At 41.7% G+C, this 12396-nt stretch carries 19 protein-coding genes; 15 read left to right on the top strand and 4 right to left on the bottom strand.

Translation table 11 applies throughout. The annotated features are described in order from the left end of the window. Window positions 1–2: 2 nt before the first annotated feature. A complete protein-coding gene (locus tag DACSA_RS20910) occupies window positions 3–206 on the bottom strand; it encodes a hypothetical protein (protein ID WP_156800810.1) in 204 nt (67 codons plus the stop codon). 96 nt (window positions 207–302) lie between these two features. Between DACSA_RS20910 and DACSA_RS14310 the strand changes: the two genes are divergently transcribed. From DACSA_RS14310 to DACSA_RS22730, 8 genes are all read left to right on the top strand, one after another. Next, window positions 303–509, top strand: coding sequence for a type II toxin-antitoxin system HicB family antitoxin (locus DACSA_RS14310; protein WP_015230436.1), 207 nt, complete (start codon window positions 303–305; stop codon window positions 507–509). Next, window positions 506–718 carry a type II toxin-antitoxin system HicA family toxin gene (locus DACSA_RS14305; protein ID WP_015230435.1) on the top strand — a complete coding sequence of 71 codons (213 nt, stop codon included), beginning with the start codon at window positions 506–508 and terminating at the stop codon, window positions 716–718. The genes DACSA_RS14310 and DACSA_RS14305 overlap by 4 nt, the downstream gene beginning before the upstream one ends. 214 nt (window positions 719–932) lie before the next feature. Beyond that, window positions 933–1178, top strand: coding sequence for a DUF1902 domain-containing protein (locus DACSA_RS14300; protein ID WP_015230434.1), 246 nt, complete (start codon window positions 933–935; stop codon window positions 1176–1178). Then, window positions 1179–1376, top strand: a complete 198-nt coding sequence (locus tag DACSA_RS14295) for a type II toxin-antitoxin system HicA family toxin (RefSeq protein WP_015230433.1) — start codon at window positions 1179–1181, stop codon at window positions 1374–1376. Between the two features lie 158 nt (window positions 1377–1534). After that, on the top strand, window positions 1535–1741 hold the full coding sequence (locus DACSA_RS14290) for a type II toxin-antitoxin system HicB family antitoxin (RefSeq protein ID WP_015230432.1): 207 nt from the start codon (window positions 1535–1537) through the stop codon (window positions 1739–1741). Continuing rightward, complete coding sequence (locus tag DACSA_RS14285; protein WP_015230431.1) at window positions 1742–1966, top strand: type II toxin-antitoxin system HicA family toxin; 225 nt, start codon at window positions 1742–1744, stop codon at window positions 1964–1966. A 173-nt stretch (window positions 1967–2139) separates the two neighbouring features. Further along, entirely contained in the window at window positions 2140–2364 is a 225-nt protein-coding gene (locus tag DACSA_RS14280) for a hypothetical protein (protein WP_015230430.1), read from the top strand. 71 nt (window positions 2365–2435) lie between these two features. Further along, the gene (locus tag DACSA_RS22730) at window positions 2436–2624 is read left to right on the top strand and encodes a type II toxin-antitoxin system RelE family toxin (RefSeq protein WP_332248605.1); all 189 of its coding nucleotides are present in this window, start codon (window positions 2436–2438) and stop codon (window positions 2622–2624) included. On the opposite strand, the gene DACSA_RS20905 is transcribed toward DACSA_RS22730, so the two are convergent. Then, on the bottom strand, window positions 2587–2745 hold the full coding sequence (locus DACSA_RS20905; RefSeq protein WP_015230429.1) for a hypothetical protein: 159 nt from the start codon (window positions 2743–2745) through the stop codon (window positions 2587–2589). The genes DACSA_RS22730 and DACSA_RS20905 overlap by 38 nt on opposite strands. Before the next feature lie 174 nt (window positions 2746–2919). Here DACSA_RS20905 and DACSA_RS14275 point away from each other — a divergent pair, with 174 nt between their 5' ends. Then, window positions 2920–4074 carry an AAA family ATPase gene (locus DACSA_RS14275; RefSeq protein WP_015230428.1) on the top strand — a complete coding sequence of 385 codons (1155 nt, stop codon included), beginning with the start codon at window positions 2920–2922 and terminating at the stop codon, window positions 4072–4074. A 79-nt stretch (window positions 4075–4153) separates the two neighbouring features. On the opposite strand, the gene DACSA_RS14270 is transcribed toward DACSA_RS14275, so the two are convergent. Beyond that, on the bottom strand, window positions 4154–5188 hold the full coding sequence (locus tag DACSA_RS14270) for a hypothetical protein (RefSeq protein ID WP_015230427.1): 1035 nt from the start codon (window positions 5186–5188) through the stop codon (window positions 4154–4156). A gap of 839 nt (window positions 5189–6027) precedes the next feature. Between DACSA_RS14270 and pheA the strand changes: the two genes are divergently transcribed. After that, window positions 6028–6879 (top strand): prephenate dehydratase, encoded by an 852-nt coding sequence (gene pheA, locus DACSA_RS14260; RefSeq protein ID WP_015230426.1) that lies wholly within the window; start codon window positions 6028–6030, stop codon window positions 6877–6879. A gap of 163 nt (window positions 6880–7042) precedes the next feature. On the opposite strand, the gene DACSA_RS14255 is transcribed toward pheA, so the two are convergent. Further along, window positions 7043–7489 carry a DUF3531 family protein gene (locus DACSA_RS14255; protein WP_015230425.1) on the bottom strand — a complete coding sequence of 149 codons (447 nt, stop codon included), beginning with the start codon at window positions 7487–7489 and terminating at the stop codon, window positions 7043–7045. Window positions 7490–7641: 152 nt separating this feature from the next. On the opposite strand from DACSA_RS14255, the gene purD reads away from it, so the two are divergent. The 5 genes from purD to DACSA_RS14230 all read left to right on the top strand — a co-directional run bounded on the left by purD (window position 7642) and on the right by DACSA_RS14230 (window position 12142). Then, the gene (gene purD / locus DACSA_RS14250) at window positions 7642–8907 is read left to right on the top strand and encodes a phosphoribosylamine--glycine ligase (RefSeq protein ID WP_015230424.1); all 1266 of its coding nucleotides are present in this window, start codon (window positions 7642–7644) and stop codon (window positions 8905–8907) included. A gap of 33 nt (window positions 8908–8940) precedes the next feature. Continuing rightward, the gene (locus DACSA_RS14245; protein WP_015230423.1) at window positions 8941–10050 is read left to right on the top strand and encodes an S-(hydroxymethyl)glutathione dehydrogenase/class III alcohol dehydrogenase; all 1110 of its coding nucleotides are present in this window, start codon (window positions 8941–8943) and stop codon (window positions 10048–10050) included. A gap of 160 nt (window positions 10051–10210) precedes the next feature. Next, complete coding sequence (fghA, locus tag DACSA_RS14240; RefSeq protein WP_015230422.1) at window positions 10211–11059, top strand: S-formylglutathione hydrolase; 849 nt, start codon at window positions 10211–10213, stop codon at window positions 11057–11059. Between the two features lie 189 nt (window positions 11060–11248). Further along, window positions 11249–11509, top strand: a complete 261-nt coding sequence (locus DACSA_RS14235) for a ParB N-terminal domain-containing protein (RefSeq protein ID WP_015230421.1) — start codon at window positions 11249–11251, stop codon at window positions 11507–11509. Window positions 11510–11644: 135 nt separating this feature from the next. Continuing rightward, on the top strand, window positions 11645–12142 hold the full coding sequence (locus DACSA_RS14230; protein WP_015230420.1) for a Dps family protein: 498 nt from the start codon (window positions 11645–11647) through the stop codon (window positions 12140–12142). The last annotated feature ends 254 nt before the right edge of the window (window positions 12143–12396 follow it).

Below are 12396 nucleotides of genomic sequence, written 5' to 3'. Positions count from 1 at the left end.
GTTCAATTCTCTGGCTGATAAGAGCGCGATCGGGTAGGGGGAGGCGCGTAGGTCGGAGACCGAGCCAAAGGCATCGCGGTTTGGTTCAATTCTCTGACTGATAAGAGCGCGATCGGGTGGGGAGGAGGCGCGATCGCTCTCAGTAGTTTCAGATGATTCGCTTCTTGGCAGATGATCCCCTTTCCAACCCTACAAAAAGAGAACACACCTTCACCCCTTACCAAAAACGGTCGCCTTGTCATTGGCTTTAAAGTTCAGTTATTTTAGGAATATTAATGACTAAATAATAAGGACTAACCGTAATGAACTATAAAATTGAAATAGAACAAGAAGAAGATGGACGCTACATTGCTGAAATTGTCGAACTTCCAGGTGTTTTAGTTTATGGAAATAGTCAAGAAGAGGCTATTTTAAAGGTTCAAGCCCTAGCTTTACGTGTTTTAGCCGATCAACTTGAAGAGAGTGAACTTGTAGAAAATAATCTCAGTCTATCATTTGTTACTATATGAGTAAATGGTCATCTACTAAAGCAAAACGAGTCTTAAAAGCACTGAAAAAAATAGGTTGGAAACTCAAACGCCAAACAGGTTCTCATAAAATCTTAGAAAGATCGGGTTGGAATGATGTAGTTTTTGCTTTTCATGATGGAGAAGAAATTGGTCCGAAAATGTTAGCCAGAATTGCCAAATTAACGGGATTAACCCCAGATGATCTTTAATGACGATCATCAAACGTGGTGCTGCGTGATCGCACCTCTAACTTCTGAAAAAATGCGATCGCATCAAAATAACGTGATAATGCAATAGACTCAGCAAAATGTGCGTAGGTCGGAGACCGAGCCAAAGGCATCGCTGTTTAGTTCAATTCTCTGACCGATAAGAGCGCGATCTTTAGATTTGATATCTTAAAAGGTAGTCTAATGAGCGAAAAATATGAGCCAATTAAAATACGAAGTTAGTGCGTTTTGGGACAAAAAAGCTCAAGTCTGGGTAGCAGAGAGTGAAAGTGTTCCGGGTTTAGCAACAGAAGCTGAAACATTAGAAGCATTAACACAAAAGCTAAGAACCCTAGTTCCTGAATTATTGCAGTTGAACCGTATTATAGAAGATACCTCAGCCAGGGAAATTGAAATTGAAATAACGAGCCACCGACAAGAAACCATTCAACTCGCGACATAAATGCCAAAGTCTTTTACTCCTGAATTAAAGAAGAGGTTAAAAGAGGCGGGTTGCTACTTTGAACGCAGTGGCAAAGGAGACCATGAAATCTGGTATAGTCCAATTACTAAATGTCATTTTGTGGTTGACCAATCAATTAAATCTCGTCACACAGCCAATGGGGTACTCAAGCAAGCTGGATTGCCAAAAGCCTTTTAGCCTGATCGCTGTTTCATTCAATTCTTCGGCTGATGAGAACGCGATGCCTTCGGCTCGGTCTTCGACCTACGCGCTCTTGAATCACAATTAGCTAAAATGATTAAGAAGTACAAAAACTATAGTCTTAAAGCGGTCACAAACTTACTTACCGAAGAAATATGAAATTTAACGTCACCCTTGATCGAGATGAAGATGGAATCTGGATTGTGGAATGTCCAAGCATTCCAGGCTGTGTTAGTCAGGGTAACACTAAAGAAGAAGCCCTAGAGAATATTCAAGACGCGATCGCTGCTTGTTTACAAGTTCGTGCTGAACGTGGCTTCCCCCTAACCATAGAGACTCAGCAAGTGGAGGTAATTGCTTAAGTGGCATCTGCTCTTCCCGTACTTAGTGGGCGTGAGGTGGTTCGAGTGTTTCAGTCTTTTGGGTGGGAAGTAGTACGCCAAAGCGGAAGTCACATCATTTTAGTAAAGGAAGGAGAATTAGCCACACTTTCCGTTCCTGATCACAGAGAAGTAGCAAAAGGAACACTACGTAGTTTGATTCGTACTTCAGGGCTAACTGTCAGCGAATTTGTTTCTGAAATTTGATGATTGATGAAATACTGCTCTAGAAGGCGCGTAGGTCGGAGACCGAGCCAAAGGCATCGCGTCCCCGATTTCGAGCTTCACATTCACGCTTATTAAGATAGAATTGGAGTCAAATTTAGGAGATGCACCTGCGCTCGCCCGCTATCAACTGTAACTTACAGAGTAATAGGAACATGGAAATTTCTCTAACTGCCAAAGCGGAAGAACGTCTTCATAAAATTGTAGAGTATCAAGGACAATCCCCCAGTGAAGTGATAGAACACGCTCTCGAACTCCTTGAAGATTATCAGCGCTGGGAAGATGAGCAAGATGTTGCGGAGATGGAAGCGGTAAAACAAGAGATTCAGGAAGAAGGTACAATTCCTTGGGAAACTGTTAAAGCCAACTTAGGGCTATGAGCTATCAAATTGAGTTCTCCCGTCGGGCTGAGAAAAACCTGAAACGGCTTTCTCGATAGGATCAGAAACGAATTAGCGACAAAATTGATGCTCTAGCCCAAGAACCTTGTCCTTCGGGTGTTGAGAAACTTCAAGGTAAAGGGGAAGATGCTTACCGTATTCGAGTCGGAATGTATCGGGTTTTGTACGAAATTCGCGATCGAGAACTTGTTATATTAGTTATCAAAATTGGTCATCGGCGAGAAGTTTATCGTTTTTAGACACTGTTTGTTGTCCCGCATCCCTTGCAGTAATGACATCAAAGCCTCTTGCTTGAAGCAAATCCGCTACTAAAACATGAACATCTTCATCTAAGTATAAACTAATCAAAAAATTGCTCACAAATCTCTCACCAACGGATCAATTAGTTCATCTGAAATACGGTTACGCTCAATGTATTGATTGATTTCTTCAGAATGCCCCACCCCCCCCCAAGTTTCAATCAAGGACAGTGGACACCCTATGTTACCCTAGATTAAAATCTGAGTAAGTTTTTTTGTGTGAGTGAGGTAAAAGATGCGATGGGATTCCCGTGTGGTTAGCTTTTGTGAGTGTGGTAGCTCTTGGCTATGGGTAGCTTGGAATACTCTTGACGAGGCTTATGCTTTTTTAGAAAATCCGAAAAAGCAGTTATCCACTGATTGCTTATTTTTTGCTGAAGCTCCATCAAAAGAAGCTGCCATCAAAGCAGCCCGTAGTTTCTTAGGGAGTGATCTTCAGGTAATAGGAAGTGAATGGGCAAAAGAAGCCTTTCAAACAATGAATAAACAGCCACCTGTTAAGACGATTGAGACTGTTGAGACTCAAAAATCAGTCCCAGTGACTTCTGATGTGCAGAACTCCCTAGAGAAGTCTTTAGAGAAACTTCATTCTCTAATTGGATTAGGTAAAGTTAAATCAACTGTTCAAGAATTAGTGAACATTACCAAAGTCGCTAAAATGCAAGCTGAAGCAGGGATGAAAGCTCCTGCAATTACGAGACATTTAGTTTTTACAGGTAACCCTGGTACGGGTAAGACCACTGTAGCTAGGATTTTAGGCGAGATATACAATCATCTTGGTGTGTTGTCAAAAGGTCATTTTACTGAAGTCGATCGGACGGCGTTAGTTGCAGGATATTTAGGACAGACAGCACCGAAAACAACACAAGCAGTGGAAGCGGCTTTAGGCGGTGTTCTTTTTATTGATGAGGCGTATTCTCTTGTTCCAGAAGGACGCAGTGATATGTTTGGACAAGAAGCAATTAATACTCTCTTGAAAATGATGGAGGAACATAGAGAGGATTTAGTGGTGATTGTTGCTGGATATAAAGGGGAAATGTCTCGTTTTATTAATTCCAACCCAGGACTAAAATCTAGATTTGCTCGATCGATCCATTTTGAAGATTACTCTAGTTTGGAATTAGCAGAAATCTTCAAAGTGATGTGTGAACAACAAGAGTATCTGTTATCAGAAAACACTTTGAATCGAGTACAGGTGTTAGTTAAAGAATTTGAGTCTCAAATTGGCGATCTTGGCAATGGTAGATTCGTGAGAAACATTTTTGATCGCTGTGTTGCGATTCAGTGTAATCGTTTAGCGCAATTAACGAATCCATCTAAAGAAGATTTGAAAACTTTTTTACCTAGTGATGTTCCCACTGATGAACAATTAGCACAGTATCTTCTTTAGATTTGATAGTTTAAAGGGTAGTCTAATGAGCCAAAAATATGACCAAATTAAAATACGAAGTTAGTGTGTTGTCATAGAACTAATGTGTGTTATTAGGGGAGATAGTGATTGCCGCTTCGATTTTCTCTACCATTTCCCTATAAGTGTCTAGACTCGGTAAATGATTGATTGTCATTGCTTCATTTTCTGTTAAAACTAGCACCATGGGAGTAGGAACAGGAAGAAACAATATTGCTTCTAATTGAGTTAAATTTAATCTCGCTTTTTCTAAACGATTAATCTTATATCTTAAGATATTTTTCTCAATATAAATATGTTGTGTTTGACTTTTGCGGATGCCTTCAATCAAAATAATTGTAATTGCAAATAATATAATAAAATAGTCCGCTTGCTGCTGAAATATCAGTAAGTTTTTTAAATCAAAATTAAAATCTTTTTGCCAGTAAAATTGGTAAATCTCCTGTAAAAAGCTCCCAAATTTAACCATAAAACCAGTGCTGATGATAACAAATAATAAAAAACCTGCTTGAGCAATTACTTCTCCTAAAAATTGCCAAGTATCTGTTAGTTTCCACTTTAAATAAATATGAACTCTATTCGGTTTTCGATTAATTTGAAGTCGATCGACATAAAATTTATCATCGAAAGTAAGGGGTTGACTGGCATCAGTACAGTTGCCTTCACTATAATTAAAAATCATCGGAATTTCTAACTGTGAAGTAATTAATTTTGCTTGTTGAAAAGCTCGATTCACAGCGCGATCGGACTTAAATTGTTCATCGACTAATAATTCTCTGCCATTATTTATATTAAGAATTACTTGCCATACTGTCCCAATGTTTTGTTTAAATCCTTTACTATACAAAAACTTTGGTCGGATTGAAACTGATCTCACTGCGTCTATATCAACTTGAGATTCAATGACTTGATCAGCAGCGAAATTGTTTTTGATGATTAACTGTTTCCTATCACTTTCTAGAGAAATCGGAAACTTATTTTTGAATTGACGGTAATATCGGTGCGCGATCGCGCCGTCAATATACCAGAGGATTAAGAAAAACAAAATTATAATTTGTCGATAGTCTTGTAAATAAAAAACGATGAAAGATAACACACAAAAAATTACAAAAAAAACTAAACTGACCGCTTCACTTTCTATCTTTTTCCCTGAAATTAGCTCATTCCAGATTATTTTTAGAATAAAATTGTAAACGGTTTGAAATCGCTTATTAACTTAAGCGAAAAGAAACACCAACTGATAAAAAAGATTATGCTGAGGATAAAAAATATGACCTCGAAAATTCATTTTCCTCTTCCTAATTTCGATCGAACGTAATCAAAAAAAGTTTAGTTAATTCCCCCAAACTTGGGGGTTAGGGGGCAAAATTCCCTGACAATTCCCCCAAACTTGGGGGTTAGGGGGCAAAATTCCCTGATAATTCCCCCAAACTTGGGGGTTAGGGGGCAAAATTCCCTGATAATTCCCCCAAACTTGGGGGTTAGGGGGCAAAATTCCCTGATAATTCCCCCAAACTTGGGGGTTAGGGGGCAAAATTCCCTGACAATTCCCCCAAACTTGGGGGTTAGGGGGCAAAATTCCCTGATAATTCCCCCAAACTTGGGGGTTATATCAAGTTAGGGTAATTGCTTATAATTAGTGTTGGGTTTGGCGCTGGCTGCACCCAACCTACTTTTGATCTACTTATAATTAGTGTTGGGTTTGGCGCTGGCTGCACCCAACCTACTTTTGATCTACTTATAATTAGTGTTGGGTTTGGCGTGGAGACGTTCCATGGAACGTCTCTACCTAATGACTAATTGGTGTTGGGTTTCGTAAACTCCACCCAACCTACTTTTTGTCATCGATCGAGCGAACCTGATATTAAAGGGCGAAAAAATTGACAACTAATATACGCTTGCTATAATCGACTATTGATCATTATCCCCTGCTATATGAGATTTTCGATCGCCCATTTAGGTCCAACTGGCACTCATACGGAAACCGCAACCCTCGCCTATACTCAATGGTTAAAAGAAACTCAAGGACAAGATTCTCTTTTATGTCCTTATCCTAGTATTGCTCAAACCCTACAAGCGGTAGCGAAACAAGAAGCTGATTTTGCCGTTGTACCAGTGGAAAACTCCACAGAAGGAAGTGTTACCATCACCCTTGATACCCTATGGGAACTGGAAACTCTACAAATTCAAAAGGCCTTAGTCCTTCCCATTACTCACTCCCTTCTCTCTCGTGGAACGAAATTAGAAGAGATTAAAACTGTTTACTCCCATCCCCAAGCGCTGGCGCAATGTCAAAAGGCTCTACAAAAATTTCTGCCGCAAGTACAACTGATTCCCACTTCCTCTACGGTAGAAGCATTACGAGATTTAAATCAAGACCCTGAAAATAAAACCGTTGGCGCGATCGCATCCTCCCGCGCTTCCCAATTATACAACTTACCGATTCTAATTCCTTCTCTCAATGATTATCCCGACAATTGCACTCGTTTTTGGGTTGTCGGTTTAGACGCAGCCACCAACGGAAAATATATCTCGTTAGGTTTCACCACACCAGCAAATCAACCTGGGGCTTTAGTGCGCCCTTTATCAGTTTTTGCACAACGCGAAATTAATTTAACTCGCATTGAATCGCGCCCCACAAAACGATCGTTAGGAGAATATCTGTTCTTTATTGATATTGAAGGAAATGCCACCCAAACTGATGTTCACGCAGCACTAGAAGATTTACCGCAATATACAGAAGTTTTAAAGATTTTTGGTAATTATGATGTTTTAACAGTAGATTAACCTTTCTTTCGACTGTAGTTCCCCCAAAGTTGGGGGTTAGGGGGCAATCATCAATTTTAATTCTGATAAAATCGTTCTTGATTTTATCTAGTTAATTTTCCAATCTTCATTTTCGCCCCAATGTTGTTCCAAAAAAGTTGGGGTTAGGGGGCAATCATCAATTTTAATTCTGATAAAATCGTTCTTGATTTTTCTCGTTAATTTTCCAATCTTCATTTTCGCCCCCAATAATCACTTGTTGAATATTGAGAAAATCTTGGCTTAATTGTTGTAAAGAATTTAGTAAAATATCCAGTGCTACTGGATCACTTGTTCCTAAATCAAACCAACAGCGTCCCCAAGTTTCTTTATATTCAAATTCGCTCATATTGTGCATTACTGATAATAGTGAATTACTCGCTCGATCGAGATCATATTCCATATAATTAATATCAACACCAGTTTCCATCACTTGGAAATTTTCAGCATTAAAACCGCCAAGTTTTCCCAAATAAAACCAAGAATTAAATAACTCCTCGACATACTGGCGTTCAGTAATTGAAGGAACATGATCAAATTCTAGCCAAATCCAAACATCAAACGGGTTAAACTCTCGAAACTTAATCTGCATAAAACTATTGATTCGCAATTACGTTGTGAAAATGAACCTGCACGGATTCTAAGATTGTATCTTTGATCAAAGACCTTCTTCCAGAAAATTAAAAAATAAGCGGCAAAAAGTGAGACAATAATCCTTTGTTGTCTCATCTAAATCAATCTGTGATGAACGTTTTAGTTGTTGGGAGTGGGGGAAGAGAACACACTCTCGCCTGGAAATTACTACAATCTCCAAATGTGGAAAAAGTTTTCTGCGTACCTGGAAATGGGGGAACGGCTTTACTTCCCAACTGTTACAATCTACCCGCAACGGAAGAGGATTTTGTTGCGATTACTAACTACGCGCAAGAAAACGCTGTTTCCTTTGTGATTGTCGGTCCGGAAGTCCCTCTGGCGAAGGGGATTCGTGATACATTACAAGAAGCCTCGATCGCGGTTTTTGGTCCAAGACAAGCAGGGGCGCAAATTGAAGCGAGTAAATGGTGGGCAAAAGCATTAATGCTGGAGTTAGGGATTCCCACCGCAACAGGAGAAACCTTTACTGATGCGACTGATGCTAAAGCCTATGTTAGCGAACAAACCGCCCCGATCGTCGTCAAAGCCGATGGATTAGCTGCTGGAAAAGGGGTGACAGTCGCCGCCACCAGAGAAGAGGCTAACCGCGCGATCGATGCTTTATTTACAGCAGAAACCGAACAAGTCGTGGTGGAAGAATGTTTAACGGGAGAAGAAATTTCCGTTTTAGCGGTTACGGATGGGATAACAGTGCGTCCGTTACTGCCAGCACAAGATCATAAACGCATTGGAGAAGGGGATACAGGGGCAAATACAGGAGGAATGGGGGTTTACGCCCCTGCGCCCTTGATGAATCCCACCCTAATGACACAGGTGATAGAAACAGTATTACAGCCCACAATTGATGGTTTGCGAGAACGAGGAATTGATTATCAAGGGGTGCTGTATGCGGGATTAATGATTACCCCTCAAGGGGAAATCAAGGTTTTAGAGTTTAATTGTCGGTTTGGTGATCCTGAAACCCAAGCCATTTTACCGCTATTGGAAACGCCGCTCGATCGAATCATTCTGGCTTGTTTAGAAAAACGTTTAGATCAACTCCCGCCGTTGATCTGGTCGCGGAAAAAAGCCCTGTGTGTGGTTGCCGCCTCGCAGGGATATCCGGGAACTTATGAAAAAGGAAAAGCAATTACAGGGATTACAGAATCTCCCGAAGCGTTAGTTTTCCATGGGGGAACTCGTTTAGATCACGAAGGAAAACTGGTGACGAGTGGGGGAAGAGTGTTAGGTGTGACAGGTTTAGGAGATGATTTTGAACAAGCAGCAGCCTGCGCTTATAGCGCGATCGAGCAGATTCAGTTTTCAGGATGTTATTATCGCCGTGATATTGGGCATCGTGTGCGAAATGTCGTTTAGGATAGACAGAAAAAAGAGCAGCAAGTAAAAACAATGGATGTAAAAGCCGCCGTCGCAGTAGAAGCAAACCAACCGCTAAAACTGGAAACCGTACAACTTGATCCTCCTCAAGGGCGAGAAGTTTTAGTAGAAATCAAAGCCACAGGAGTTTGTCATACCGATGCTTACACCCTCTCTGGAAAAGACCCAGAAGGACTCTTTCCTAGCATTTTAGGACATGAAGGTGCAGGTGTTGTGGTGGAAGTGGGAAAAGAAGTCAAAACCCTCAAACCTGGCGATCATGTCATCCCTCTCTACACCCCAGAATGTCGAGAATGTAAATTTTGCCTTTCCCAAAAAACCAATCTTTGTCAAGCCATCCGTTCCACACAGGGTAAAGGCGTAATGCCCGATGGGACAAGCCGATTTTCCTTAAACGGAGAAAAACTCCATCACTTCATGGGAACTTCCACCTTTGCCAACTATACCGTCTTACCTGAAATTGCCCTAGCGAAAATTCGAGAGGATGCACCGTTTGATAAAGTCTGTTACATCGGTTGTGGTGTCACCACTGGTATCGGCGCGGTTTTATTCACTGCGAAAGTAGAAGCCGGTGCGAATGTAGTGGTTTTTGGTTTAGGTGGCATTGGTTTAAACGTCATTCAAGGAGCGAAAATGGTCGGCGCTGACAAAATTATCGGCGTGGATATTAACCCGAAAAAACGTCCCCTTGCCGAAAAATTTGGCATGACTGATTTTGTTAACCCCAATGAGTTAGACGGAGACTTAGTCAGTTATCTGGTGGAATTAACTGACGGTGGCGCTGACTTTAGTTTTGAATGTATTGGCAATGTCAACATCATGCGTCAGGCTTTGGAATGTTGTCATAAGGGTTGGGGAGTTTGTACCATTATCGGAGTCGCTGGTGCGGGAGAAGAAATTTCCACTCGTCCCGTACAATTAGTAACAGGTCGCGTCTGGAAAGGAAGTGCTTTTGGTGGCGCAAGAGGACGCACAGATGTTCCGAAAATTGTGGATTGGTATATGGACGGAAAAATCAATATTGATGATCTCATTACTCATACCCTTCCCATTGAACAAATCAATGAAGCGTTCGATTTAATGCACGAAGGAAGCTCAATTCGGACAGTTTTAACATATTAACCGTAGGTTGGGTGGAGAAGACGAAACCCAACACTGATTGGTCTGTAAAATCCCCCCCTTCGACAAGCTCAGGGTAAAACCTAACCCCCCGATGATTGGGGGGGAAACTGAAGGAAACTAAACCCAACAATCATCAGTTACCAAATAACCAATAACAAATATGTCGAAACTTACCTTAAATGCTCAACATCGCTGTTTTGGTGGCAGCGTTAGTTACTACCAACATTCTTCCTCAGCTTGTAACGCACCGATGCGCTTTTCTGTGTTTTTGCCCCCACAAGCAAACATTTCCCCTGTTCCCGTGTTGTACTTTCTTTCTGGTTTAACTTGCAGTGAAGATAATTTTACCGTTAAATCAGGAGTACAGCGAGAAGCAGCAGAGTTAGGAATTGCCATTATTGCCCCCGATACTAGCCCTCGTCAAACGGGTATCCCAGAAGAGGATACGGATTATGATCTCGGTAGTGGGGCTGGGTTTTATGTGGATGCTACCCAGTCTCCCTGGCAGGCTCATTATCAAATGTATAGTTATGTTGTGGAAGAGTTGCCACAGTTAATCGAAACTGAATTTCCAGTCATTGCAGGAAGACGCGGGATTTTTGGTCACTCGATGGGAGGACATGGGGCGTTAATTTGTGCCTTAAGAAATCCGCATCACTATCTTTCTGTGTCTGCTTTTGCCCCGATCGCAGCGCTGAAACAGTGTGTCTGGGGGAGAAAGGCTTTAGGTCATTATTTAGGATCAGATCAAACGCTTTGGAATGCCTATGATGCGACAGAGTTGGTGAAACAAAAAACTTGGCTTGATAAACCGATTCTTATTGACCAAGGGACAGAAGATCAGTTTCTCCGTCAACAGCAATTATTGCCCGATCGATTCGCTGAGGCTTGTGAAACTGTCGGACAATCCTTAACTCTAAGATATCAAGACGGTTATGATCATAGCTATTTTTTTGTTGCTAGTTTTATCCGCGACCATCTACAGCATCATGCCCAGTTTTTACAGTGATTGCTGGGTGTTGGGTTACATTGCATTTCACCCAACCTACATTGTTGTCCTTTGTCTAATGACGAATGACCAGTGACGAATGACCAATTCTGTTGGGTTACATTTCATTTCACCCAACCTACGGGTTGCAAAACAAACTCATAACGATTATGATTAAGAAAAGAGATTAAGCAGGGGGATTAACCAGAAATGGAAGTCAAAGACATCCCAGTCAGGGCAATTCGTCGTCCCTTACCGCGACAAAATGATCCAGATCAAGTAAAAGCATTAATGGATTCGATCGAAGCGGAAGGATTACACGAACCGATCGAGGTTTTAGAAGTCGATGGCAAATATTACGGATTTTCTGGCTGTCATCGCTACGAAGCCCATCAGCGTTTGGGAAAAGAAACCATTAAATGTCGAGTGCGTCGCGCCCCTCGTGCTGTCTTAGAAAAACATCTCGCCTAAAGTCCTGATTCTGAAGAAAGAGCAAGACTTCAACCCGACGGACGATTCAATGATTAATAAGTGATCATAGGATTGAATTAAAGTAGATCAGTCAGAAACAAAACGAAACCCATTAACGATTAGGAGATCATAAGAATGCAAACCGCAGAACCCAAAAACACCTCAGCACCCGTTAATATTGGTATTGAAGAAAGCGATCGGCAAGCGATTGCAGAAGGACTTTCTCGCCTCTTAGCCGACACTTATAGCCTTTATCTCAAAACTCACTACTTCCACTGGAACGTTACCGGTCCCATGTTCCATTCCTTACACCAAATGTTTGAGGAACAATATGTCGAATTAGCAACCGCAGTGGATGACGTAGCAGAGCGTATCCGTACCCTCGGCGCCGTTGCTCCTGGTAGCTATAGCCAATTTGCAGAACTCTCCACTGTTCCAGAAACCCGTGACGTTCCCGAAGCCAGTGAGATGGTAAGATTACTGGTGGAAGCTAACGAAGCCGTTGTCAGAACTGCTCGTGCAGCGTTTCCAGCGGCAGAACGTGCTAACGACGAAGCCACAGCCGATCTCATCACCGAACGGATGCGGACTCACGAAAAAACCGCTTGGATGTTACGCAGCATGATCCAATAATCAGCAGCCGACTTAATTCCCCCAAACTTGCCCCCTAAATCCCCCAATTCTGGGGGACTTTTTAATCTCCCCCATCTCCCTTGTCTCCCCCATCTCCCTTGTCTCCCTTGTCTCCCTTGTCTCCCCCATCTCCCTACATCCCTTGATTTCATTCATAATGAAACAGTAGATCATGAGTTGATACCTGACAAACAATCACGGGAAGACTTCTAAAGTTGTCCAGTCATCTGCACTTAACAAACTAGGTAAAATTT

Source organism: Dactylococcopsis salina PCC 8305, assembly GCF_000317615.1.
In the GTDB taxonomy this organism is placed as follows: Bacteria; Cyanobacteriota; Cyanobacteriia; order Cyanobacteriales; family Rubidibacteraceae; genus Halothece; species Halothece salina.
The sequence above is the reverse complement of the archived record's forward strand: the minus strand, read 5'-3'. Positions and strand labels throughout refer to the sequence as shown.